This is a genomic window from Candidatus Pelagibacter sp. PS_02 (assembly GCF_059418065.1).
This window is the reverse complement of sequence record NZ_CM182079.1, coordinates 1271193-1295214: the sequence shown is the minus strand read 5'-3', so window position 1 is coordinate 1295214 and position 24022 is coordinate 1271193. Positions and strand designations below refer to the sequence as shown.

24 protein-coding genes and 1 pseudogene are annotated in these 24022 nt (G+C 28.7%); 11 read left to right on the top strand and 14 right to left on the bottom strand.

Features of this window, described 5'->3' with window-relative positions:
• Positions 1-11 precede the first annotated feature (11 nt).
• From dnaJ to AC5SL4_RS06870, 4 genes are read left to right on the top strand one after another with little or no spacing between them, the layout of a single operon-like run.
• Positions 12-1142, top strand: a complete 1131-nt coding sequence (gene dnaJ, locus AC5SL4_RS06885) for a molecular chaperone DnaJ (RefSeq protein ID WP_006997540.1) — start codon at positions 12-14, stop codon at positions 1140-1142.
• 36 nt (positions 1143-1178) lie between these two features.
• Positions 1179-1955, top strand: coding sequence for a 4-hydroxy-tetrahydrodipicolinate reductase (dapB, locus tag AC5SL4_RS06880; protein WP_006997541.1), 777 nt, complete (start codon positions 1179-1181; stop codon positions 1953-1955).
• Positions 1955-2608 (top strand): endonuclease III, encoded by a 654-nt coding sequence (nth, locus tag AC5SL4_RS06875; protein ID WP_006997542.1) that lies wholly within the window; start codon positions 1955-1957, stop codon positions 2606-2608. Before dapB ends, nth begins: the two co-directional genes overlap by 1 nt.
• 1 nt (position 2609) lies before the next feature.
• Positions 2610-3539 (top strand): adenosine kinase, encoded by a 930-nt coding sequence (locus AC5SL4_RS06870; RefSeq protein ID WP_006997543.1) that lies wholly within the window; start codon positions 2610-2612, stop codon positions 3537-3539.
• Positions 3540-3544: 5 nt separating this feature from the next.
• Here the strand turns inward: AC5SL4_RS06870 and AC5SL4_RS06865 are convergent, their stop codons facing one another.
• Positions 3545-4126, bottom strand: a complete 582-nt coding sequence (locus AC5SL4_RS06865; RefSeq protein ID WP_494587318.1) for a helix-turn-helix domain-containing protein — start codon at positions 4124-4126, stop codon at positions 3545-3547.
• A gap of 32 nt (positions 4127-4158) precedes the next feature.
• Here AC5SL4_RS06865 and AC5SL4_RS06860 point away from each other — a divergent pair, with 32 nt between their 5' ends.
• Positions 4159-4635 carry a L,D-transpeptidase family protein gene (locus AC5SL4_RS06860; protein ID WP_230454314.1) on the top strand — a complete coding sequence of 159 codons (477 nt, stop codon included), beginning with the start codon at positions 4159-4161 and terminating at the stop codon, positions 4633-4635.
• Here the strand turns inward: AC5SL4_RS06860 and AC5SL4_RS06855 are convergent.
• On the bottom strand, positions 4632-5282 hold the full coding sequence (locus tag AC5SL4_RS06855; protein ID WP_006997546.1) for a YggS family pyridoxal phosphate-dependent enzyme: 651 nt from the start codon (positions 5280-5282) through the stop codon (positions 4632-4634). The genes AC5SL4_RS06860 and AC5SL4_RS06855 overlap by 4 nt on opposite strands.
• Between AC5SL4_RS06855 and AC5SL4_RS06850 the strand changes: the two genes are divergently transcribed.
• Positions 5277-5819 carry a thiamine phosphate synthase gene (locus tag AC5SL4_RS06850; protein ID WP_494587317.1) on the top strand — a complete coding sequence of 181 codons (543 nt, stop codon included), beginning with the start codon at positions 5277-5279 and terminating at the stop codon, positions 5817-5819. The genes AC5SL4_RS06855 and AC5SL4_RS06850 overlap by 6 nt on opposite strands.
• Positions 5820-5855: 36 nt before the next feature.
• Here AC5SL4_RS06850 and AC5SL4_RS06845 read toward each other — a convergent pair whose 3' ends face one another.
• Positions 5856-6842, bottom strand: a complete 987-nt coding sequence (locus AC5SL4_RS06845; RefSeq protein ID WP_494587316.1) for a porin — start codon at positions 6840-6842, stop codon at positions 5856-5858.
• Between the two features lie 209 nt (positions 6843-7051).
• Here AC5SL4_RS06845 and AC5SL4_RS06840 point away from each other — a divergent pair, with 209 nt between their 5' ends.
• Genes AC5SL4_RS06840 through holA form a run of 4 tightly spaced genes read left to right on the top strand, consistent with a single transcriptional unit; the run spans position 7052 to position 11634 of the window.
• Positions 7052-7609, top strand: coding sequence for a DUF3576 domain-containing protein (locus AC5SL4_RS06840; RefSeq protein WP_027306848.1), 558 nt, complete (start codon positions 7052-7054; stop codon positions 7607-7609).
• A 30-nt stretch (positions 7610-7639) separates the two neighbouring features.
• Positions 7640-10174 carry a leucine--tRNA ligase gene (leuS, locus tag AC5SL4_RS06835; RefSeq protein ID WP_494587315.1) on the top strand — a complete coding sequence of 845 codons (2535 nt, stop codon included), beginning with the start codon at positions 7640-7642 and terminating at the stop codon, positions 10172-10174.
• Between the two features lie 3 nt (positions 10175-10177).
• Positions 10178-10642 (top strand): hypothetical protein, encoded by a 465-nt coding sequence (locus AC5SL4_RS06830; protein ID WP_006997551.1) that lies wholly within the window; start codon positions 10178-10180, stop codon positions 10640-10642.
• Complete coding sequence (gene holA / locus AC5SL4_RS06825; protein ID WP_494587314.1) at positions 10639-11634, top strand: DNA polymerase III subunit delta; 996 nt, start codon at positions 10639-10641, stop codon at positions 11632-11634. Before AC5SL4_RS06830 ends, holA begins: the two co-directional genes overlap by 4 nt.
• On the opposite strand, the gene AC5SL4_RS06820 is transcribed toward holA, so the two are convergent.
• The 7 genes and pseudogenes from AC5SL4_RS06820 to AC5SL4_RS06790 all read right to left on the bottom strand — a co-directional run bounded on the left by AC5SL4_RS06820 (position 11624) and on the right by AC5SL4_RS06790 (position 18991).
• A complete protein-coding gene (locus AC5SL4_RS06820) occupies positions 11624-12472 on the bottom strand; it encodes a ParB/RepB/Spo0J family partition protein (protein ID WP_494587313.1) in 849 nt (282 codons plus the stop codon). The genes holA and AC5SL4_RS06820 overlap by 11 nt on opposite strands.
• A complete protein-coding gene (locus tag AC5SL4_RS06815) occupies positions 12472-13266 on the bottom strand; it encodes a ParA family protein (protein WP_006997554.1) in 795 nt (264 codons plus the stop codon). The genes AC5SL4_RS06820 and AC5SL4_RS06815 overlap by 1 nt, the downstream gene beginning before the upstream one ends.
• A 13-nt stretch (positions 13267-13279) precedes the next feature.
• Positions 13280-13914: pseudogene (locus AC5SL4_RS06810) on the bottom strand (16S rRNA (guanine(527)-N(7))-methyltransferase RsmG); the annotation flags it as partial.
• A complete protein-coding gene (mnmG, locus tag AC5SL4_RS06805) occupies positions 13914-15785 on the bottom strand; it encodes a tRNA uridine-5-carboxymethylaminomethyl(34) synthesis enzyme MnmG (RefSeq protein ID WP_494587312.1) in 1872 nt (623 codons plus the stop codon). The gene mnmG and the pseudogene AC5SL4_RS06810, both read right to left, overlap by 1 nt.
• Positions 15786-15950: 165 nt before the next feature.
• Complete coding sequence (gene mnmE / locus AC5SL4_RS06800; protein WP_494587311.1) at positions 15951-17282, bottom strand: tRNA uridine-5-carboxymethylaminomethyl(34) synthesis GTPase MnmE; 1332 nt, start codon at positions 17280-17282, stop codon at positions 15951-15953.
• Positions 17283-17321: 39 nt separating this feature from the next.
• Complete coding sequence (locus AC5SL4_RS06795; protein ID WP_494587615.1) at positions 17322-17696, bottom strand: O-linked N-acetylglucosamine transferase family protein; 375 nt, start codon at positions 17694-17696, stop codon at positions 17322-17324.
• Complete coding sequence (locus AC5SL4_RS06790; protein WP_494587310.1) at positions 17663-18991, bottom strand: O-linked N-acetylglucosamine transferase family protein; 1329 nt, start codon at positions 18989-18991, stop codon at positions 17663-17665. Before AC5SL4_RS06790 ends, AC5SL4_RS06795 begins: the two co-directional genes overlap by 34 nt.
• A gap of 58 nt (positions 18992-19049) precedes the next feature.
• On the opposite strand from AC5SL4_RS06790, the gene AC5SL4_RS06785 reads away from it, so the two are divergent.
• Entirely contained in the window at positions 19050-19886 is an 837-nt protein-coding gene (locus AC5SL4_RS06785; RefSeq protein WP_006997559.1) for a sulfotransferase domain-containing protein, read from the top strand.
• A gap of 58 nt (positions 19887-19944) precedes the next feature.
• Here the strand turns inward: AC5SL4_RS06785 and rho are convergent, their stop codons facing one another.
• The 4 genes from rho to hemE all read right to left on the bottom strand — a co-directional run bounded on the left by rho (position 19945) and on the right by hemE (position 23743).
• Positions 19945-21213, bottom strand: coding sequence for a transcription termination factor Rho (gene rho, locus AC5SL4_RS06780; RefSeq protein WP_006997560.1), 1269 nt, complete (start codon positions 21211-21213; stop codon positions 19945-19947).
• A 66-nt stretch (positions 21214-21279) separates the two neighbouring features.
• Positions 21280-21714: a protoporphyrinogen oxidase HemJ gene (gene hemJ / locus AC5SL4_RS06775; RefSeq protein WP_494587309.1), complete on the bottom strand. Its 435-nt coding sequence runs from the start codon at positions 21712-21714 to the stop codon at positions 21280-21282.
• On the bottom strand, positions 21707-22741 hold the full coding sequence (gene hemH / locus AC5SL4_RS06770; protein ID WP_006997562.1) for a ferrochelatase: 1035 nt from the start codon (positions 22739-22741) through the stop codon (positions 21707-21709). The genes hemJ and hemH overlap by 8 nt, the downstream gene beginning before the upstream one ends.
• Complete coding sequence (gene hemE, locus AC5SL4_RS06765) at positions 22742-23743, bottom strand: uroporphyrinogen decarboxylase (RefSeq protein ID WP_011281638.1); 1002 nt, start codon at positions 23741-23743, stop codon at positions 22742-22744.
• Between the last annotated feature and the right edge of the window lie 279 nt (positions 23744-24022).

Sequence of the window (24022 nt, the reverse complement as noted above, 5' to 3'; positions counted from 1 at the left end):
TAAAGTAACTTATGGCTAAAAGAGATTTTTATGACGTCTTAGGGGTTAGCAAAAGTGCAAGCCCTGAAGAATTAAAATCTGCTTACCGTAAATTAGCTGTAAAATATCACCCAGACAAAAACCCAGGTGATAAAGCCTCAGAAGATAAATTTAAAGAAGCTGGTGAAGCTTACGGCATCCTTTCAGATAAAGAAAAAAAACAAAACTATGATAACTTTGGCCACGCTGCTTTTGAGGGTGGTGGAGGCAGACAAGGAGGAGGCTTTGGTGGTGGTTTTGGTGGAGCTGATTTTTCAGATATATTTGAAGATTTTTTTGGAGATTTTGGTGGTGGACAATCAAGGGGAAGAAGAAAAACTAATAATAGAGGGTCTGATCTTCGATATGATTTATCTATTACCCTTGAAGAAGCATATGAGGGTAAAAAACAAGATATAAAATTCTCAACTACAGAAAAATGTAATACTTGCAGTGGTAATGGTTCTAAACCTGGTCATTCTCCAGACAGATGTACGGTTTGTGGTGGAAATGGAAAAGTAAGATCTAACCAAGGTTTTTTTACTGTTCAACAAACTTGTCCTCAATGTGCAGGCTCTGGTGAAGAAATAACAAATCCATGTACAGATTGTAATGGTCAAGGTAATAAACAAGCCTCCAAAAAAATATCAGTTACAATACCTAAGGGTGTCGATGATGGAACTAGGATTAGATTAGCTGGCAAAGGTGAAGCAGGATCCAAAGGTGGGGCAAATGGTGATCTTTATCTATTTGTAAATGTTCATTCACACGATTTATTTAAAAGATCTGATGAAAACTTATTCTTTGAATTTCCTATATCCATTGCTGATGCAGCTTTAGGAACCACAATAGAGATACCAACAATTGATGGCGGAAAAGCTAAAATTAAAATACCTGATGGAACTCAAAATGGAAAACAATTTAGGCTAAAAGGCAAAGGTATGCCTTATATGAGAGGTAGTGGAAATGGAGACCTTTATGTCCAAGTAAATACTGAAGTTCCTATTTCTTTAAACAAAGAACAAAAAGCTTTACTTGAAAAATTTAGAGAAATTGAAAATGAAAAGTCTAATCCAAGTATCAAACAATTCTTTCAAAAAGCAAAAAGTTTTTGGAAAAACTAAAGACTAATTAACTAAAAAAGGTTAATATTTTCCTAGATGAAAAAAATTAATTTAGCTATTTCTGGCTGTCTAGGTAGAATGGGTCAACAGCTTATTAGATCCTCAAAAAATAATAAAAACTTTAAACTAACTGCTCTAACAGAAAATAAAGCTATCAGTAAAAAAATTGCTGGTATCAAGCTTGATGTAAATACTGAAGAAACTTTTAAAAAAACTGATGTAATAATAGATTTTACAGTTCCAGCCTGTACTTTAGATATTTTAAAAATTGCCTCAAAATTAAAAAAAAGAATAGTAATAGGAACAACGGGATTTGATCAAAAAGAAGAGGCCTTGATTAAAAAATTTTCTAAAACCATTCCAATTTTAAAAGCAGGTAATATGAGCCTTGGCGTTAATTTATTAATGTATTTAACAGAAATTGCCTCAAAATCACTAAATGAAGAATATTTAAGCAAGGTTTTTGAAGTTCATCACAAACACAAGAAAGATTACCCATCAGGAACAGCCTTAATGCTAGGAAAAGGAATTGCAGATGGAAAAAATAAAAACCTTTATAACTTAATGGGTAAAAAATTTTTAAATAAAAAATCTTTTCCTTATGGAAAAAAAATTAATTTCAATTCAATTAGAAAAGGTGAAATTATTGGTGAACATGAAGTTACATTTTCTAGTGGAAAAGAAATAATAAAATTAAGTCATGAGGCTTTTGACAGAGCACTTTATTCAGATGGAGCTCTAACTGCTGCAAAATGGTTGATTAATAAAAAACCAGGACTTTATTCGATGAGAGATTTATTGAACTTTAGATAATGGATGAAAAAGATAAAGCTAAAAGAATACTAAAAATTTTAAATAAACTTTATCCAACAACCCCTATCCCGCTAGATCATATTAATAACTTTACTCTCTTAATGTCAGTTCTTTTATCGGCACAATGCACTGATCTAAATGTTAATAATGTAACTAAAAATATATATCCAAAATATAATAAACCTGAGCATTTTGTAAAATTAGGCAAAAAACGAATAGAAAAATTGATTAAAAGTATTGGTCTCTTTCGAGTTAAGGCTAAAAGTATTTATTTGATGTCTAAACAGCTTCTTGAAAAGCATGGAGGCAAAGTGCCCAAAAGCTTTGAAGAGCTCGAAAAACTGCCTGGTGTAGGCCATAAAACTGCAAGTGTGGTTATGTCTCAAGGTTTTGGAGTTCCAGCTTTTGCAGTTGATACCCACATCCATAGATTAGCTCAAAGATGGGGTTTAACAAATGGCAAAAATGTAATTCAAACTGAAAAAGATTTAAAAAGAATATTCCCAGAAAAAACATGGAGCAAATTGCATTTACAAATAATTTATTATGGAAGAGAATTTTGTAAGGCAAGGGAATGTTATGGTTTGACTTGTAAAATTTGCACGACTTGTTATCCTAATCGAAAAAATCCAGTTAAAATAAAAAAAGCTTAATATGAAAATACTAGGAATTGGTAATGCCATTGTTGACGTCATTTGTAAAGTTGATGACCAATACTTAATAAATAATCAATTAATAAAAAGTACAATGAAACTGGTTGACGAAATAGAATTTAAAAAACTTTTATCAAGTCTTAAGATAGAACAAACTATCTCTGGTGGGTCGGTTGCAAATTCTATTGTTGGACTATCACAATTAGGAAATGATGTTGGGTTTATAGGTAAAGTTAACGATGATAATTTGGGACAAAAATACGAAGAAGGTCTAACTAAAGAAAAAGTTCAATATTTTTATAATAAAAAAAAAGAAATCTCACCAACGGGTACTTGTTTAATCTTAATAACACCAGATGCAGAAAGAACTATGGTTACATTTTTAGGTATTGCTGGAAAAATTAGCCCCAGTGATATTAATGAAAAAGCTATACAAGAAAGTAAAATGATATTTTTAGAAGGATATTTGTGGGATGAGGGAGAACCCAAGTCAGCTTTTGATAAGGCAATGTCAATGTCTAACACTAAAGCAATGTCCTTATCAGATCAATTTTGTGTGGATAGACATAAAAGTGATTTTTTAGATTTAGTTAAAAATAAACTTGATATTACCTTTGCTAACGAACAAGAAATTAGATCATTAATTAATGCTAAAAACTTTGAAGAGGTTATTGAATTTGGAAAACAACTGGGGAAACTTTTAATTATCACACGTGGTGAAAAAGGAAGCATTGCTGTTAAGAATCAAGAAATTACAGAATGTAAAAGTAAACCAAATTTAAAAATTGTAGACTTAACAGGTGCTGGAGATCTATTTGCGGCTGGTTTTCTTCATGGGTTAATCAATAATAGTTCTACTAAAGAATGTCTCGAAAAAGGGACTGCAATGTCTTCAAAGATAATTCAAAAAATTGGTGCTAGACTAGATTAGCTATTTTAGTCAATAAAATAGCCATTTTTATGGCTTAGTATAAATTTTTCATCTTTGAATAAATCACTTATTTTTTTTCGAAGTCTATAAATATGTGTTTCTACCGTGTGGGTTTCCATATTTGCCGAGTAACACCATATATTTTTTTGTAAGTCTTCAACATTGTGTTTAATTTTTTTATTATTTAAATACAAAATAATTTCAATTTCTTTTTCTGTTAACTTTAATTTTAAATTATCTTTAGAAAAGAATTTAGAATTTAAATTTAACTCATAGCCCTTAATTATAATTTTAGACTGTTGGTTAAATTTTAATTTGATTAATTTAATATTGATTAATTCTATTAATTTTTTAAATGATAAGGGCAGATCATTAAAATGTAAAAAATTTTTATCAGTTATATTAATATTTCGTAGTAATTTATGACCTGTTTTTGAAATTATTAAATAATCTAATCTATTTAGATCAAATTTCTTTTGAAAATCTTCTTCATTCTCAATTTTTATAATCGTAAAAGATAAATTTTCTTTTATCTCGTCTAAAATTTCATATAGTGAATGAAAGTTTAAAATAAAAACATTTTGCATAATTATATTTAATATTACTTATGATAATTCATGTGCCAAATAAAAACACTCTTATAATTGACGAATTTAAATTGAAATGCTCTGTTGGAAAAAGTGGCTTAAATTCTAATAAAAAAGAGGGAGATCATTCAACCCCAAAAGGGTTATTTAATTTAAGAAAATTATATTTTAGAAAAGATCGTGTTGGTATCCCAAAATGCAAAATCAATAAAAAGATCATTGAACAAGATATGGCTTGGTGTGATGACCCAAAACACAAAAAATATAATGAAGAAATTACAACAAACAATAAAAATTTTAGAGAAAACCTTCATAGAAAAGATCATAAATATGATTATATAATTTCAATTAGTCACAATGAAAAAAAAACTCCAGGTAAAGGGAGCGCAGTATTTATTCATTTAACAGATGATTATAAACCAACAGCGGGATGTGTTACTCTAAAAAAAAAAGATTTTGAAATTTTACTAAAATTAATAGATAAAAAAACTAAAATTAAAATTGGTTAAGTTCTACTACCAAATATTTTTGAGCCAACTCTAACATATGTTGCATTATATCTAATAGCCTCCAAGTAATCTCCCGACATGCCCATACTTAGCTCTTTAAAGTCTAATTCTTGGTTTATTTCATTCATCTCAGAAAAATATTTTTTGGTATTGTCATCATTTGGTGGAATACACATCGTACCAATGATATCTAAATTTAAATTTTTGCAAAATTTATAAAAATCACTCAGTCTTTCTTTATTTATTCCAGATTTTTGATTTTCGTTACCAATATTGACTTGAATAAATATCTTAGGTTTTTTTCCTTGTTTAGTTTGTTCATCAGCAATTTTATTAGCTAATTTTTCACTATCCAATGCATGAATATAATCAAATATTCTTAAAGCTACTTTTACTTTATTGGTTTGAAGTCTTCCAATTAAATGAAGCTGAATACTCGGATTTTGATTTTTTATGTGAACCCACTTATCAAGGGCTTCTTGAACTTTATTTTCTCCAAAATGAAGATGGCCATACTCAATTAATGGTAAAATATTTTCTATTGGAAAAGTCTTTGATACTGCAATAATTTTAGGCAATTTAACATGATTTACTTTAGATTTAACGAGGTCTTCTATATAAATTAAATTTTTAACTGTATTATGCATAATAAAATTCTAAAAAAATATTACTTCATAAATAAATTTAATCAAAGTCATATAGATAAACAAGATCAAGAAACCACTATAATCTACAGGAATTATGAACAAGATATAGATGAAAAACTAATTTTAAGAATAAAAAGTTATTGTAAAAAGAGAGGTCACAAATTCTTACTATCAAACAACATAAAATTAGCCATAAAACTTAACTTGAATGGGGCGTACATTCCATCTTTTAATAACGACAAAAAACATCTCTCTTATTCTTTTAAAAAAAATTTTATTATTTTAGGTTCTGCTCACAATGTTTTTGAAATAAGAAATAAGGAATCACAAAATGTTAAAGCAATTTTTTTATCATCAATATTTAAAAAAAATAAAAACTTTTTAGGTATTAATAGATTTAAGTTACTATCTCGTCTGAGTAAAAAACCATTTATAGCTCTTGGTGGTATTTCAAAGACTAGTTTGAAAAAATTAAATTTAGTTAACTGTATAGGCTTTGCTGGTATTTCTTTTTTTGAACAAAAAAAAGGCCCCTAAAAAGGGGCCCTTTTATTAATTTGTGTTCTAAATTAATTAGAATGCAAATGCTAAACTTATATCGTAACCTTTAACATCATTAACAGCTGTAGTTAAACCACCTCTGTTTTTCTCTTCAGCAAAACCTGCTGCTAAAGTCATTCCACCTTGAGTGTATGATACTGATAGGTTAGAGTTTTCTTGGTCAGTAGTTTTATCACCTGCATCGTAAGTAGACTCAGCGTAACCAACTGATAGACTATCTGATACAGCGTAAGTAACACCATATGCAGTCCACTCGTCAGAAGCAGCTACTGTATTAGCATCTATTTCTGATTTTTGGTAACCAACAGTTACTGGACCATATGCATATTTAACATACATAGTGTCATTGTCAGTGTTGCTAGTTCCACCAGCAGCATTGTTTTCACCCATAGCATAACCAAGAGTTAAACCTTCGTAGCCAGTGTATTCAAGACCGTAGTCAACTGAACTTTCAACTTCACCTGTTCCTGATGGAACGTATGAAGCAGAAATTTTAAGACCTTCAACAGCAGTTGTGTTGTCGTATCTCATCATGTTGTTACTTCCAGCTGAACCAATAGCACCAAATAGAGTAGAAAGAGTAGCTGTTACTCCACCATTGTCTATATCGTTTCCAATGATATCCCAAGTTTCACCGTAAGCTGTTGGCATTACATCGTCAACACCACCTACAACTGAATCAAGACCATGACCACCAAAAGCAAAAGTTCCAGCATCACCCATATTAATAGTCACACTTCTGTTATCCATATTACCAGTGCCTGTTTCATCATTATCTAATTGCATAGATAAAGTTACATTCCAACCATTATCTAATTCTCCACTACCTGAAAAAGTTACTTCATCATTCATGTAGAAACCGTTTGCAGAAGTACCTTTATCAGCACCACCGAAACCAATACTAGCTGAACCAGATGCAGTTAGTTCAGTTGCATGTACTGAAGATACGGCTAGACAACCAGCTAAAGCTGTTAGTCCTATTTTTTTTAAGTTATTCATATTTTTTCCTTATTGTTATTGTTTATTGTTTAATATTAAACACGGTATCTATATAGAAATCTGGGTTTTCGTTGTTTATAAAGTCCATATATTTAGTAAATTTTTAATATGTGTTGCATATATACATCACATTGTATGTCTATTTTCCTATATTTTTAATGTTTTCTTAAGTAAAGTGTGTAAATTCTCAAAATAACAATAAATTTTTCATGAATATAGCAAAAAACCTAAAATTCTTATTTTTAATATTTCTTTCTGCAATTTTTTTAAATTCTTGTGGTGGTAAATTACCCGGTGCTGACGCAAGAAAATATCCTCCTAACCCCGAAGCACGTGTTAAAAAAAATATTGAGGAAGGTAGAGGTTTTAGACTTTCAGATGTTGGGAAAAATAAAGGTGGAACATTTGAGTTTGCAAGTTCGAATGAATTATGGAGAGCTTCCTTAGACACAATTGATTTTATGCCATTAGCTTCTGTAAATTATAGTGGAGGCATTATAATCACAGATTGGTATTCATCAAATGTTGACAATGAAAGTATTAAAATCTCAATAAGGTTTTTAACTAATGAAGTAAGGTCTGATGCTTTAGATATAAAGGTTTTTAATAGAAAGTGTAATGTGCAATTTAATTGTGTGATAACTGAAAAGTCTGGGAATTTAGTTTCTGAATTGACAAATAAAATTTTAAAAACCGCAGCTGTTTACGAAAAACAAATGAAAGATAAAAACTTCAAACCATATATCACTTCTGACCCCAAAGATTAATAAATAATAATAAAATTAATAATTAATTTTATGGATAGATATAATTTTAAAACTGTAGAAGAAAAATGGCAAAAATTTTGGCATAAGAATAAAGTTTTTTCATCAAAATTAGATAAAACCAAAAAAAAATTTTATTGCCTAGAAATGTTTCCATATCCATCTGGTAAAATCCATATGGGACATGTTAGAAATTATACAATTGGTGATGTGCTAGCACGTTATAAAACATTGCAGGGCTACAATGTTCTTCATCCAATGGGCTGGGACTCGTTTGGTATGCCCGCAGAAAACGCTGCAAGACAAAATAATTTAGATCCTAAAACCTGGACTGAATCAAACATTAAGACTATGAGATCCCAACTTAAAAAGCTTGGGTTATCGATTGACTGGGACAAAGAAATTTCAACTTGTTCTGAAGATTATTATAAACACCAACAAGAATTTTTTTTAGATCTGTACGACAAGGGATTAGTTTACAGAAAAGAAAATTATGTTAACTGGGACCCAGTTGATGAAACTGTTCTTGCCAATGAACAAGTGGTAGATGGGAAAGGTTGGAGGTCAGGAGCTACAGTTGAAAGAAAGAAGCTAAATCAATGGTTTTTTAATATCTCAAAATTTTCAGAAGACCTGTTGCAAGGATTAGATGCATTAGAAAATTGGCCCAATAAAGTAAAAGTGATGCAAAAGAACTGGATAGGTAAATCGTTTGGTTGTGAAGTTGAATTTAAAATTGAAAGTGAAAAGCCTATTGAGAGTATTAAGTGTTATACAACAAGGCCTGATACTTTATTTGGTTTTTCCTTTCTTGCTCTTTCAGTTGACCACCCTTTAGCAAAATATTACGAGGAAGATAAAGAATTTCAAAAATTTAGAGAAGAGTGCTCTAAAACAGGTACTACTGAAGAATCTATTGCTTCTGCAGAAAAGCTTGGTTTTAAAACTGACATGATTGCAGTTAACCCACTAGATAAAAATATGAAAGTTCCAGTTTATTTTGCAAACTTTGTATTAATGGATTATGGGTTAGGTGCTGTTTTTGGTTGTCCAGCACATGATCAACGAGATTTAGATTTTGCAAAAAAATATAATTTAAAAATTACACCTGTTGTTAAACCTGAAAAAGATAAAGACTTTAAAATAAATAATGAGGCTTATACGGGTGAAGGATATCTTTGTAATTCAGATTTTCTTGATGGTTTAAAAGTTCCAAGCCAATCTATTATTAAAACTATAGAATTTCTTGAAAAGAATAATCTAGGAACAAAAAAGACTAATTATCGATTAAAAGATTGGGGTATATCAAGGCAGAGGTACTGGGGCTGTCCTATTCCAATAGCCTATGATGAAAATGATCAGCCTATTAAAATTCCAAGAGATATGTTGCCTGTTAAACTTCCAGAAATTGAAAAATTAAGCAACACAGGAAATCCTTTGGACTCAGAAGATAACTGGAAATTCTTTATCTTAGATGGCAAAAAATATAGAAGAGAAACCGATACATTGGATACTTTTGTCGATTCTTCTTGGTATTTTTTAAGATTTTGTTCACCTCATAATCTAGATCGTGGATTTACTCAAGAAGAGGCTAACTACTGGATGCCAGTTGACCAGTATATTGGAGGTGTTGAACATGCTATTTTACATTTATTATACTCAAGGTTTTTTATGCAAGCACTATCTTATAAAAATGATGATTTTAAATTAAAAGAACCGTTCGATGGATTGTTTACACAAGGAATGGTTTGTCACGAAACTTACAAAGACCAAAATAATAAATGGTTAAGTCCAGAAGAAGTGTCTTCTGAAAATGGTAAAGAATTTTATAAAAAAGATAATCCTTCTGAAAAAATAATTGTTGGACCAACAGAGTCTATGTCAAAATCTAAAAAAAATACAATAGATCCAGAGAATATAATAAAAAATTATGGGGCAGATTCTGTTAGATTATTTATTTTATCAGACAGTCCTCCAGAAAAAGATGTGCAATGGTCAGATCAGGGAATGTTAGCATCATTTAAATTTGTTCAAAAACTATGGACATTAAATTCTAAAATTTTAGATAAAATAAAAAATAATGATCAAGGCAGTGAGGGTAACGATTTAACTAAATTTACTAATCAACTAATTAATAAAATAACCCAAAACCTAGAAAAGTTTCATTATAATGTAATAGTTGCTAACTTTTATGAAATGTATAATTTTTTGATCAAAGAAATAGACAAGCCTATAAAAAAAGAGATTTTAATTGAAAACTATAAAAAAATTTTAATTGTAATGAATCCATTTATTCCACATTTTTCAAATGAGTGCTTAAATACCATTAATGAAAATCAAATTAATTGGCCAAAAATTTCAAAGGAAGATTTAATAGAAGAAGATATTAACTTTGTTATTCAGATAAATGGTAAAAAAAGAGCTATTTTAAAGGTAAAAAGAGATGTGGTTGAAAAAGAAATTTTAGAGATCATAAAAACAAACCTAGAAATTGAAAAATTTTTAAAAGACCAATCGATAAAAAAATCAATATTTGTACCCAACAGGCTTATAAATATTATACTATAAAAAATGCTACGAAAACAAATTATACTTCTTCTTTTATTACTACTATCATCATGTGGGTATGAAGCAATTTACTCCAAAAAGAATTCTGTAAATTATAATTTTTCAGTAAGTGAATTAAATTTTGTTGGAGATAGAATGGTTAATCTAAAGATCAAAGAAAAACTAAATAACTATGCTCAAGCTAAAAAAGATAAAGACTTTACACTAAAAATTTCTAGTACTTCAGAAAAAGTAATTTTATCAAAAAATACTGCCGGTGACGCAACTTCCTTTAAAAATTCAGTTTCTATTAATATAGAAGTTTTGATGAACAATAAATTTAAAAGCAATTTTATAATTTTGGAAAGTTTTAATTATAACAACATTTCTAATAAATTTAATTTAAAGCAGCTTGAAAAAGATATTAAAAATAATTTGGCAGAAATAGCCTCTGATAAATTAATTTTTAAACTATCTAATATTCAATGATACTAAAATCGTTTGAATTAAACAAAATAAAACTAGATAATTATAAATTTTATCTATTCTATGGTGAAAATGAAGGTCTAAAAGAAGAAAATATTAAAAATTTATTTGAAGAAAACTATAAAGATAAAATTCATAGATATGAAGAAAAAGAGATATTAGATGATATTAATATTTTTTTTAATAGTGTTCTTACTAAATCCTTTTTTGATAATGAAAAACTCATAATTATTAATAGAGCTACAGATAAAATTAAAACAATCATAGAAGAATTGATAGAGAAAAACCCTGAGGATATAAAAATTATCTTAAATTCAAAAAATTTAGAAAAAAAATCTACTTTGCGAAAATTTTTTGAAAAAGAAAAATCAATTGTATGTGTCCCGTTTTATGAAGATAATAATCAAACTTTAAACTCAATTATTAGTCTTTTTTTTAGAAATAAAAAAATCCCAATATCTCAGCAATTAATTAATGTCTTAGTAGAAAGAAGCAGGGGTGATAGAAAAAATCTGAATAATGAATTAGAAAAGATTGAAAATTTTTCATTGAATAAAAAAAATTTGAACATTCAAGAAATAATTAAGTTAACTAACCTTGCAGACAACTATAGTGCTTCGGAACTCGTGGATCACTCATTAGCTAAAAATACTAGGAAAACACTCACTATTTTAAGTGAAAACAACTATTCAGACGAAGATAATATCATAATAATTAGAACATTATTAGCTAAACTAAAAAGACTAGTTAAAATTTATGATTTAATTGATGAAAAAAACAATATTGAACAAGCAATTTCTGCTTGTAAACCACCAATTTTTTGGAAAGACAAACCTCTTGTTACTCAACAAGTAAGGTCTTGGAAAAAAGATGGGTTAGAGCAGTTAATTTATAAAACTAATGAAATTGAACTTTTAGTCAAAAAAAACTCAGTGCTTGCTAAAAATATATTGGCAGATTTTATAATTAATAATTCAAAAAAAACTAATAATTAGATTTAATAATTTCAATTATTTTATTCAACTGATCTAAATCTTTATATTCTAATAATAAAGATCCTGAATTATTTTTTTTATTTTTAATTAAAACATTAAGACCAATTTTTTCTCTAATTGAGTTCTCCAATACTTGTAGGTTAATATCCTTAGATGTTTTAAGAGAGTGTTTTTTAGTTTTAAATATTTTAACAAAATTTTCTGACTGTCTAACTGAGAGATTTTTTTCAATTATTTTATTTGCAACAAACTCTGCATTATCCAGACCTACTAAAATTTTTGCATGTCCTGCTGATAATTTTTGCGTTTGAATTAACTTTAAAACTGCTTGTGGAAGGTTAAGTAATCTCAAACAATTAGTAATATGGCTTCTACTTTTTCCAATAAATTGGGCTACTTTTTCTTGATCATATGAAAACTCTTCAATAAGCCGCTGATAACCTTGTGCTTCTTCTATTACATTTAAATCATTTCTTTGAACATTCTCAATAATTGCAAATTCTAAAGATTTTAAATCATCTATGTTCGTTATAACTACTGGAACTTCGTGTAGCCCTGCTTTTTGTGCTGACAACCACCTTCTCTCACCTGCAATTATCTCATACTTTGAGTTATCTTCACTAGACTTTCTGACAATAATTGGCTGAATAATACCCCTCTCTTTTATTGAGTTAGTTAAATCTTGTAAACTTTCCTCATCAAATATTTTTCTTGGTTGAAATTTATTGCTTACGAGATCAGATATCGAAACTTTATTGATATTTGCTTCTGCTTTTGTTTCACCTATTAAAGATGACAAACCTCTACCTAGGCCTTTTTTTATTTTATTTGCATCCATTATGCGGCGCTCCCTATTTTTTGTTCTTGATTAATAAATTCATCTGTAAAGTTAAAATATGATTTACTACCAGGACAAGATTTATCATACATTAAAACTGGCAGGCCATGAGATGGTGCCTCAGACAGTCTAACATTTCTTGGGATCACTGTTAGATAAACTTTTTCATTAAAATAGTCTCTTGCTTCTTTTTCAACTTGTGTGGATAGCTTATTTCTTTTATCAAACATTGTTAAAAGTATGCCTCTAATTTTTAATTCAGGATTTAAATTAATTTTTATCCGTTCTATGGTTTTCATTAGCTGGGTTAAACCCTCCAAAGCAAAAAATTCAGTCTGCAGTGGAACTAATAGTGAGTGAGAAGACACAAGAGACATAACCGTAAGCAAGCTTAGTGATGGTGGGCAGTCTATAAGCACATAATCATAGGTTGCTCTAGAATCATTTAAAAAAGCGGTTAATTCGCGTTTTAAAATAAATGCTCTCATACTATCATCGGCTGTCTCAACCTCAAGCCCAGATAAATCTACATTTGAAGTAATAATATCTAAATTTTTAAACGCTGTTTTTCTAATCACATCAGAAATGATTCTTGTTCCATTTAGCACCCCATAAATAGTATCTGTCGAACTTTCTAAATTGGAAAGACCAAGACCTGTAGTAGCGTTTCCTTGTGGATCAAGGTCTATTACTAAAACTTTTTTTTTGTGTTGGGCTAAACCTGCTGCAAGATTAATTACTGTTGTTGTTTTTCCAACCCCACCCTTTTGATTTATGACAGAAATAATTTGCATTTAGTTTTTTAATTTTTTTTTTAATGTTTTTTATATTTAATAAAAATGAATCTTCGCTCGTAATACTTTTTTTTTTTCAAAATCAAAATCCCAATTCATTAAAGTTTCTTCTAAAACTTTTTCTCCATTTTTTCCCATGAATACAATTAAATTTTTATAACTGCTAAAATTTTTATAAACTAAATCTAAAATTATTGGTAAAGGTTTAAAAGCTCTTGCCATTATTGTACCTGAGTCTAAATTTTCTGCTTCAAAAATATTTTCTTGCATAACTTCAGTATTTAATTTTAAATCTCTAGATACTTTTCTTAAAAAAGAGCTTTTATGGTGACTTTTTTCGTATAAATGAACTTTGGTTGAATTTTTTTGATTTTTAATCATAATTGATATAATTATACCTGGCATACCTCCACCTGAACCTATATCTGTTATAATACTACTATTTAAATCAACAAATTCAATGATTTGTGCTGAATCGATTATATGACGATCTCTAATAACCTTATTTTTAGCTGTTTCTTTACTTATTATATTAATTTTTTCATTTTCTGTTTGAAGCATAGATATGAATAGATCAAAATCAATTAATGTTTCACGTGGAACATTTTGGTTTTTTAGTAGTGGATAATTTTTAAAAATTTCTTCCATTAAGCTATTAGCTTAATAGACTTTCTTTTTACATATGACAACAAAATATATACGGCAGCTGGAGTTATTCCATCAATTCTCAGTGCTTGTCCCATAGTTTTTGGTTTTATTTGTTCAAATTTGGCTTTTACCTCATTTGATAGTCCAGAAAGATCATCATAATTAAGATTTTCAGGTATAACTAAATTTTCATCTCTTTTAAATGCTAATATATCTGCTTTTTGTTTTTTAAGATAACCTCTGTAATGAGCATTTATTTCAATTTGCTCATCTATTTTTTTATCAAAATAAGGAATTTCAGGCCAAATTTCTCTTATTTTTTTCATATTAACACCTTTTTGGGTTAATATTTCATTAGATTTTCTTAGAATGCCATCTTTTGCAATTTTAATATTAAAGCTCTTAATTTTTGTTGGAGAAATTAACGATTCACCCATTATTTTGGATATTATTCCTAGTTTTTTTTCTTTATCCTTAAAAATGTCCTCTCTTTCTTTTGATATTAATCCTATTTCAATTCCCTTATTTGTTAACCTTTGGTCTGCATTATCTGCTCTCAAGCTTAGTCTATATTCTGCTCTTGAGGTAAACATTCTGTAAGGCTCCGCAACACCCTTTGTTACCAAATCATCTATCATAACTCCAATGTATGCATCTGATCTATCTAAAATAAATGGTTCTTGTTTCTTAAAAGATAACGCAGCATTAATTCCCGCTATTAAACCTTGAGCCGCAGCTTCTTCATATCCAGTTGTCCCATTTATCTGTCCAGCAAGATATAAATTTTGAATTTTTTTAGTTTCAAGAGTTAAAAATAGTTCTCTAGGGTCAATATAGTCATATTCTATAGCATAACCGGGTCTAATTATCTTAACATTTTCTAAACCATTGATATTATTACATATTTCTTGCTGTACATCTTCTGGTAGCGAAGTTGATATTCCATTTGGGTATATTGTATGGTCATTTAGCCCCTCGGGCTCTAAATATATTTGGTGGCGGTCCTTATCTGCAAACTTTACTATCTTATCCTCTATTGAAGGGCAATATCTTGGACCAACCCCCTGTATGCTTCCTGAGTACATGGCGCTTCTTTTTAAATTTTTTTGAATTATCTTATGAACCTTTTCATTTGTATATGTCATCCGACATGAAACTTGTTTGTTTAAATTTTTTTTAGTTAAGAAAGAAAAAAAATAAGGATCCTCATCTGCAAACTGTTCTTCTAAATTGTCATACTTAATTGTTCTAGTATCTAGCCTTGGTGGTGTTCCTGTCTTAAGTCTTCCTATTTTGAAATCATATTTTTCAAGTTGTTCACTTAATCCTGTTGAAGGCTTCTCATTAAATCTTCCAGCCGGTGTTCTTTCATCACCAATATGAATCAAGCCATTCAAAAATGTGCCCGTTGTTAAGATTAGCTTACCACATAAAATTTTTTTACCTGAATTTGTTTCAAAACCACTTATAGTGTTTTTATTAAAAATAAATTTTATTACTGGATCAGAAAAAACGCTTAAATTACAATAGTTTAGTAATTTTTCTTGCATATATTTACGGTATAATGATCTGTCTGATTGCGTTCTAGGCCCCTGTACCGCTGGCCCTCTACTTCTATTTAATAATCTAAATTGTATACCTGATTTATCTGCAACATCTCCCATCACACCGTCTAAAGCATCTATCTCTCTAACAAGATGACCTTTGCCAAGACCACCTATCGCTGGGTTACAAGACATCTCTCCTATGGTCTCAATTTTGTGTGTAAAAAGGGCAGTGTTAATTCCAAGACGAGCAGACGCTGCAGCAGCTTCACAGCCAGCATGTCCTCCTCCAATAACTACTACCTCAAATGATAAATCATTTTTCATAAGTTAAATTTATAACTGATATAAATATTTACAAGCAGACAGTATTTTTTTAATAAATATTTCTTAAGTTAATTAAGGCTACTTTTTTATGATTAAAATTGAAGAATTAGTTATGGTTATCAACTAAAATAGAGAAAATAGGCTAAAAAACCCCTCTAATGTTGATTATTTGCCAATGCAAAAATCATTGAAAATACTACCTAATATCTCTTCAACATCTACTTTTCCAACTATCATTCCTAAATGTCGTGTTGCTAAACGAAGATCTTCTGCAGCTTTATCAAAATCTTCTGCTTCATTTTTTTCTTCAAAGTTTTTCAAACAATTTAAGCTTTGTTCAAGATGTTGTCTATGTCTTGCACGGGTAATTAAAATATCCTCACTTGTGATAAATTTATTTTTTAACTTATTTTTAATCTTTGAAATTAAATCTTCTAAATTGAGATTATTTTTTACAGAAATTAAAACATGTTCATAATTTTTTATTTCAGAATTTAAATCTTTATTTAGAAGATCTGATTTATTAATCACTAGTATTGCATTTTCGTCCATCAATTCCTTCAAAACTCCTTTAAAATCAATGCTTTTAGCGTCTATAACAATTAACTTTAAGTCTGCATTTTCTGCTTTATCAAGGGCTAATTTTATTCCTTTTTTTTCTATTTCATTTTTAGAATCTCTAATTCCTGCAGTATCAGAAACAACAACTGGATAACCATCAATATTTAAATGAGTCTCAATTACATCTCTTGTTGTTCCAGCTATTTCTGAAACAATTGCTACATCTCGATTAGAAAGGTGATTTAGTAAGCTAGACTTTCCAGCGTTGGTTGGTCCTATGATTGCAATCTTAAAACCTTCTCTAATTCTTTCACCAACTTTCTGATCGTCTAGAATTTTTTTTATATTTAAAATTACTTCATTAGAAATTTTTTTTATATTTTTTAAAATATCTTCTGGCAGATCTTCATCTGGAAAGTCTATTTTTGCTTCAACGTGTGATAAAATTTTTAAAAGTTTTTCTCTTAAGTTATTAAATTTATCTGCTGATTTTCCATTCATAATCTTAATTGCTTGTTGTCTTTGGATTTCAGTTTCTGCTGAAATTAAATCTGCAATACTCTCTGCCTTAAGCAAATTTATTTTTCCATTTTGAAAGGCAAGCTTTGTAAACTCTCCAGGATCAGCTAAACGACAATTTTTAATTTTTGAAATAGAGTGATGCAGGGCATCAATTACTGCTTTACTTCCATGTATGTGGAATTCCGCCATATCCTCCCCTGTGTAGCTCTCAGGGCCAGGAAACCACAATATTATACCTTCATCAATAAGCTCAGAAGTATTGATTTTATTGATTTTTCTTAAAGTAGCAACTCTTGTCTCTGGGAGAGCCGCGTTGGTTAATAGTTTTATTACTTTTTTAGTATCTTTTCCAGAAACTCTAACAATAGCAATTCCTGAAATACCTGGACCAGTGGAAAGAGCATAAATTGTCATGCTGATATTATAACTTCTATTTTACAGTTCTGTAAAACGTTAAATTGACAAGGATAAAATTATTTTTTCAAAACTCTTAGTAAAATCTTTTGTGTCGAAGAGAGATGATTTTAATACTTTTTCTCTCAAATTTTTTCCAAAATTTTGCAAAGAGTTTTTTTCTTTTTGAAATGAAATAGCTTTGTTAAAATAATCGTCTTTGTTTTTAGCAATAAAGTTTTCCATTTGGAGATTAATATTTATACTTTCTCCACATCGTGAATTAAAATTATGACCTTTCATTGTTAAAACAGGAACACCCATTAGTACGGCATCAAAGCTAGTTGTGACACCTGGGTAGGGGAATGTATCTAGCGCAACATCAACATTATTATAGAGGCCTAAATGGTCTTGGAAATCTTTTTTACGATTAATAAATAAAATTTTTTTTTTTCCACCCCTCTAGCTATAAATTTCTTTAAAAGATTTAATTTTAGTTCTTCACCAACAATACTTGATGGCATAGGGTTTTTTAAAATAATTTGAGAATTAGAATTGTTCAAAATTTTAGACCACACATCTATAGTGTCATCTGATATTTTATGAAAATTATTAAAAGAAGCATATGTAAATATCGAATTATTTTTTTGTATTTCAGGTAAAATGTCTGGTGGGGTCATCGCGTTCCATATTTTTGGTAAAAATAAAACTTTTTCAGAATACAATTTTTCTTCTTCTTTTTTGATTAAATTATGGTCTGCAATAAGATAATCCATGTTTTTAATTCCTGTTGTATTATTGTAGCCAAGCCAACAAGCTTGAATTTTTGCTGCTCTATTTGAAATAACTTGAAATCTATTTCCTCTAAAGAAACCACAAAGATCTATTAAAATATCAAGCTCAAATGATCTCAATAAATTAGTAGCCTCAGAGTCTGATAGACTACTAATATTTATCCAATTTTTAGTTAATAACTTTAATTCATCGGTTATATTATCATAATGAGATTTGTGTAAATTGCTAATTAAACTAATTTCAAATTTATCTTTATTTAAATTTAATAATAAACCTTTTAAAAAAAATGATACTGGATGAGTTTTAAAATCACTTGATAAAAAACCAATTTTTATTTTATTATTTTTTAAATTTTTAAAATTATAATTATAATCTTTTAAGTCTTTATTAGTTTCTATTAATTTTAAATAATTTTTACATTCAGAAAGATAATATTCTTGAGTTATACCGCTGGCATAATTTAAAGATGTTAAAAATTCATCTCTATTAATTTTTGATTTGGGATTAATTTTAAATAGAATTTTATAATATTTTATAGACTCGTTTAAATTAGCTAAATAAAGGTGAATTTTACTTAATCCAAGTAATAGCCTCTCATCACTCTGATTAATTTTATATGCTTCTTCAACATAGGGCAAAACGACTTTAAATTCTTGAGTTCTAAAACTAAGTTCAATCATGTTGCATAATAGTTGCAAGTCATGTCTATTATTAACATAAAGCATCTCAAATAAATTATGTGCGTGTTTGAGATTTTTAATGTTTGAAGATGGATTTAATGTTAAAGCACATGCATAATAAAATATTATTGCAGGTGATTTTTTTTCTGGTTTGGCTAATTTTTCATAATGAAGCTGTAGTTTGTTATACTGTTGTTCATTTAAATATTTTATAAAAATTTTATTAAGATTTATATTTTCTTGTTTTATCGACATTATGATAATAATTACCTCAAAAAAACAACGGATAAAATAAATAAAATTATATTGTTTTATGATCATTTGGTTGGCTTCATATCCAAAAAGTGGAAACACTTGGGTTAGATTATTTTTAGACTCCTTGTTATTTAAGCAAGATGCTAATGTAAATATTAATGATATAGGTATAAAACAATTTCCATTAAGAGGAGATTTTAATGGCCTGACTGATAAAATTGATGATGAAAATGAATTTGTTAAAAATTGTAATCTAGCTCAGACAAAAATAAATTTAGATAATGAAATTAAATTTTTAAAAACTCATCATGCATTATGGCGAAATGGCAATTATTCATTTACAAATACAGAAAATACACTAGGCGTTATTCATATAATTAGAGACCCAAGAAATGTGATTACCTCTATTTTAAATCACTTTAATAGAGATGATTATGTGCATGCATTAGAATTTATGAAAAACCCCCTTCAATGCATAGGAGATAGAGAAAGAGGCAACAGTGCTGACTTGATGACCATTATTTCCTCTTGGGGAAATCATTATAGTTCTTGGAGAAAATTTAAAAAGAATAACCTATTAATTAAATATGAAGATTTAATAAATAAACCAGAGGAAGAATTTTTAAAATTGTGTAATTTTGTTGAGAAAATCACAAGTTTGAAATTTGAAAAAAATCTGGTTTTGAAAGCAATTAAGAATTGTGAATTTGATAAACTAAATAGACAAGAAGAGACTAATGGGTTCAGAGAGGGAGCTAAAAATATAATTGGTAAAAATAATAAGTTTTTTTATTTAGGACCAAAAAATAATTGGAAGAAATTATTGAACAAAGAAATTAAATGTGAAATTGAAAAATTATTTGAAAAGGAAATGTTGGAGATTGGATATCTCTAATAATAGATTAAATACAAAAATTAAAATAATGCTTGGCTTTTCCTGAGAAAGTACAACTTTAAGCTGGTTTGTTCATTGAGCTAAAGAAATCCGCATTACTTTTTGTTTCTTTAAGTTTTGAATTAATAAATTCAATAGCATCCATTGTTCCCATAGGACTGATGATCCTTCTCAATACATTCATTTTTGAAAGGTCATCCTTATCAAAAAGTAATTCTTCTCTTCTTGTTCCAGATTTAGTTATATCAATTGCTGGATAAATTCTTCTTTCTGCAATCTTTCTATCCAAAACTGTTTCACTATTTCCAGTTCCTTTAAATTCTTCAAAAATAACTTCATCCATTCTTGATCCCGTGTCAATCAGTGCAGTTGAGATGATTGTTAATGATCCACCTTCTTCAATATTTCTAGCAGCGCCAAAAAATCTTTTTGGTCTTTGAAGTGCATTTGCGTCAACTCCACCTGTTAGCACCTTTCCAGAACTTGGAATTACTGCATTATAAGCTCTACCCAATCTTGTGATTGAGTCTAATAAAATTACAACATCTTTTTTATGCTCAGTTAATCTTTTTGCTTTTTCAATTACCATTTCAGCTACAGCAACGTGTCTTGATGCAGGCTCATCAAAAGTAGAACTGATAACCTCACCCTTAACCGTTCTTTTCATATCCGTTACTTCTTCTGGTCTTTCATCAATCAATAAAACCATCAAGTAACTTTCTGGATAGTTTTTAGCTATTGAGTTTGCAATACTTTGTAAAATCATTGTCTTACCCGCTTTAGGAGGAGATATAATTATTGATCTTTGACCTTTCCCAATTGGACTTACAAGGTCAATTAATCTTGGAGTTAAATCTGGTTTTTTTTCAATCTTGGTTGTCTCAACTTCCATCACCATTTGTTTGTTTGGGTAGAGTGGAGTTAAATTGTCAAATGCAATTTTGTGACGAGCTTTTTCTGGTTCTTCAAAATTTATTTTTTCTACTTGTAATAATGCAAAATATCTTTCTCCCTCTTTGGGCGCTCTAACAGGACCTTCGACGGTGTCTCCTGTTCTTAAACCAAATTTTCTAATCTGACTTGGACTAACATAGATATCGTCTGGTCCAGCCAAATAGTTTGATTCCATTGCCCTTAAAAAACCAAACCCATCTTGTAATAATTGTAAAACTCCAGCTCCAGTTATCTCCTCTTTTTCTGCAACTTTTTTTAGTATAGCAAATAAAATTTCTTGTTTTCTAAGTGTGCTAGCATTTTCAATCCCAAGCTTTTCTGCTTGAGCTATTAATTGTTCAGACGATTTTAGTTTTAGTTCTTGAATATTCATGTTGAGGGATTGTGTTTAAGGTTATTGGATGATTTCAATATATATACTCTAACGAGTATTTCAAGTCTAGATCGGTTTAAATATAACAATAAAAACAACCAAAATAAGCAATATTGTTGGCACTTCATTAATTATTCTAAAAAATTTAGAGGATTTAGTATTTTGATCTATTTTAAAATCATTAAGTAATTTTCCTAAATAGAAATGATAAATTGTTAATAAAGTTATTAATATTAATTTTAGTTTTAACCAAAGTGTTAAAATAACCTCATGGCCAATAACAGAGATTAATATTAATCCAAAGAGCCAAGATAAAATCATTGCTGGCATCATGATAAAATAAAATAATTTTCTTTCCATTGTTTTAAATATTGAGGAAGAAATTTTATGATCAATATTTTCAATATGGTAAACAAAAATTCTTGGAAGATATAAAAGGCCAGCCATCCAAGAAATTACAGCTATCAGATGGAGGCTTTTAAACAAAAGATAACTATTCATAATTTAAACAAGGACACTTTTTAAAATTTGAAGGACACTGAATTTTGGGAGGATAAAGGTTTTCACTAAATTTATATTCATTTTTTTTTATTATTAATTCCGACATTGCTTTAATAAAATCCTCATTAGTGCCAAGAGCTGGAACTCGTGTATAATTTTTGCATCCATTAGCGTCTGCAATCTCCTTATACTCTATATCTAATTCAACCAGTGTCTCTGAGTGTTCAGAAACAAATGCGATAGGGACCAAAACAATATGCTTGCCAAGTTTAGAATTTTCAATAATTATATCTTCAGTGGACGGACCTATCCATTTCAGTGGTCCAACTCTACTTTGATAACTTAATATCCAATCCAAGTTTTCAATGTTCAAATTTTCAACTATTTTTTTAACAGATTGTTCTACTTGCCATTGATAGGGGTCTCCTTTTTTAATATTTTTTTCTGGCAGGCCGTGCGCAGAAAATATTAATTTAAAATTTTTAAGATCTTTAATTTTTTTTATTATTTCTTTTGTGTGTGCATTGATAAAATTTTGATCTGTTGGATAACAGCATATTGTGTTTGTTTTAACATGGTAGTTGTTTTTTTTACAAACATCTCTCCACTCTTTAATTGAAGACCCAGAAGTTGCAGCAGAATATTGTGGATAAAGAGGCATCAAAATAATTTCTTCAGGGTTAAATGATTGAACGTCTTTGATCACATCATTTGCTCTAGGGTTCCAACACCTCATTACAATAAAACATTTATATTCGCTATCGATTTCGGTTTGGTTTAATTTTGTTTCAAGTGCTTTTGATTGCTCCATGGTTAATTTTAGTATCGGTGATGAGCCACCTAGCTCTTTATAAATTTTTTTAGCAACGGGTGCTCTTCTGTTGGATATCAGTTTTGCCAAAGGGTATCTTAATATAGTTGGTAAATTTAGAATTGCTGGATCATTAAATAAGTTAAATAAAAATGGCTCAACATTTTCAATTTTATCAGGACCACCAAGGTTAAACAAAATTACTGCTTTTTTCATTTAATAATCTTTCACTATTTTAACCAAATACTCTACCATATTTGGATTGGTTTCGGGTAACACCCCATGACCCAAATTAAATATATAGGGATGATCTTTAAAGGTGTTTAAATATTTTAAAGTCTCTTTTTTCAAATTTTCTTTGTCCGTTAATAAAATTTTAGGATCGAGCCCTCCTTGAACTGGTATTTTTATTTCTTTACATGCTGAAACAGGATCAACATCATAATCAATATTAACTGCATCAGGTTTAACAATATCGCAATAATTTTTATAATTTTTTATTCCTCTGGGGAAACAAATTACAGGAATATTTAATGATTTAATATAATTCACTAAATTTAGTGTTGGAACATACACATAGTTTGGTAGGTCTTTTTCTTCCAGGAGACCCGCCCAACTGTCAAAAATTTGAATTACAGTTGCACCGTTTTTAATTTGCTGGTCAATATGTAATTTTAAAAACTTTTCTAAAATTATTAAAACCCTATTTATTAAAAATTCATCTTTAAAAAAATCTTTTACTAATTCTTTTTTTGGGGAATGTTTATTAATCATATAAACTAACAATGTCCATGGTGCACCCACAAATCCTATTAAATTTTTATTTTTTATTAAATTGTCTTCACTAACTTTTTTGATTGATTTATAAACTGGATATAATTTTTCTACAAAATCAATTTCATCAATCTTAGATATTTTTTCTAAATCTAATAAACCCAGTTTTGGACCAAAATTTTTTTCAAATTTTACTTCTTGGTTTAATCCATATGGGATCATTAAAATATCTGAAAAAATTATAGCCGCATCTAAGTCAAATCTTTTAAGAGGTTGTAAGGTTATTTCTGAAGATAGGTTTTCGTTTAGACATAAGTTTATAAAATCTGGATTTAATTTTCTAATTTCTCTAAATTCTGGTAAATATCTACCTGCCTGTCTCATTAACCATATTGGAGAATTATTAGTTTTTTTGTTTATTATGGTTTCTTGGATGGGTGTCATAATAATAAGTAAATATTTAATTATAGTATTAGTTATATAGTATGTGAATAATGGTAATTAATTGTTTTTCAGTTTTTATACATGATTTATTAACAATTAATAATTTATAGAATTAGCACATAGTCTTAAATTTAAGGGTTTATTTAATATTATTAGATAAAATGTATATTATTGCTTAACATGTTTATTAATGTTTATAAAAATGGGTTTTTACAAAGAAAAATAATAAACAAGATTATTTTGAAGAATGATAAAAATAATACTTAATTATCAACATTT

Coding starts and splice junctions, on each gene's coding strand:
- hemJ (WP_494587309.1), bottom strand. CDS start 21,714: ATGAATAGTTATCTTTTGTTTAAAAGCCTCCATCTGATAGCTGTAATT.
- AC5SL4_RS06850 (WP_494587317.1), top strand. CDS start 5,277: ATGCATAATAAAATTCTAAAAAAATATTACTTCATAAATAAATTTAAT.
- mnmG (WP_494587312.1), bottom strand. CDS start 15,785: ATGAAAAATGATTTATCATTTGAGGTAGTAGTTATTGGAGGAGGACAT.
- dnaJ (WP_006997540.1), top strand. CDS start 12: ATGGCTAAAAGAGATTTTTATGACGTCTTAGGGGTTAGCAAAAGTGCA.
- AC5SL4_RS06785 (WP_006997559.1), top strand. CDS start 19,050: ATGATCATTTGGTTGGCTTCATATCCAAAAAGTGGAAACACTTGGGTT.
- AC5SL4_RS06865 (WP_494587318.1), bottom strand. CDS start 4,126: ATGCAAAATGTTTTTATTTTAAACTTTCATTCACTATATGAAATTTTA.
- AC5SL4_RS06820 (WP_494587313.1), bottom strand. CDS start 12,472: ATGGATGCAAATAAAATAAAAAAAGGCCTAGGTAGAGGTTTGTCATCT.
- AC5SL4_RS06830 (WP_006997551.1), top strand. CDS start 10,178: ATGCTACGAAAACAAATTATACTTCTTCTTTTATTACTACTATCATCA.
- hemH (WP_006997562.1), bottom strand. CDS start 22,741: ATGAAAAAAGCAGTAATTTTGTTTAACCTTGGTGGTCCTGATAAAATT.
- AC5SL4_RS06790 (WP_494587310.1), bottom strand. CDS start 18,991: ATGTCGATAAAACAAGAAAATATAAATCTTAATAAAATTTTTATAAAA.
- AC5SL4_RS06845 (WP_494587316.1), bottom strand. CDS start 6,842: ATGAATAACTTAAAAAAAATAGGACTAACAGCTTTAGCTGGTTGTCTA.
- AC5SL4_RS06870 (WP_006997543.1), top strand. CDS start 2,610: ATGAAAATACTAGGAATTGGTAATGCCATTGTTGACGTCATTTGTAAA.
- mnmE (WP_494587311.1), bottom strand. CDS start 17,282: ATGACAATTTATGCTCTTTCCACTGGTCCAGGTATTTCAGGAATTGCT.
- rho (WP_006997560.1), bottom strand. CDS start 21,213: ATGAATATTCAAGAACTAAAACTAAAATCGTCTGAACAATTAATAGCT.
- dapB (WP_006997541.1), top strand. CDS start 1,179: ATGAAAAAAATTAATTTAGCTATTTCTGGCTGTCTAGGTAGAATGGGT.
- AC5SL4_RS06815 (WP_006997554.1), bottom strand. CDS start 13,266: ATGCAAATTATTTCTGTCATAAATCAAAAGGGTGGGGTTGGAAAAACA.
- AC5SL4_RS06840 (WP_027306848.1), top strand. CDS start 7,052: ATGAATATAGCAAAAAACCTAAAATTCTTATTTTTAATATTTCTTTCT.
- AC5SL4_RS06855 (WP_006997546.1), bottom strand. CDS start 5,282: ATGCATAATACAGTTAAAAATTTAATTTATATAGAAGACCTCGTTAAA.
- holA (WP_494587314.1), top strand. CDS start 10,639: ATGATACTAAAATCGTTTGAATTAAACAAAATAAAACTAGATAATTAT.
- leuS (WP_494587315.1), top strand. CDS start 7,640: ATGGATAGATATAATTTTAAAACTGTAGAAGAAAAATGGCAAAAATTT.
- hemE (WP_011281638.1), bottom strand. CDS start 23,743: ATGACACCCATCCAAGAAACCATAATAAACAAAAAAACTAATAATTCT.
- nth (WP_006997542.1), top strand. CDS start 1,955: ATGGATGAAAAAGATAAAGCTAAAAGAATACTAAAAATTTTAAATAAA.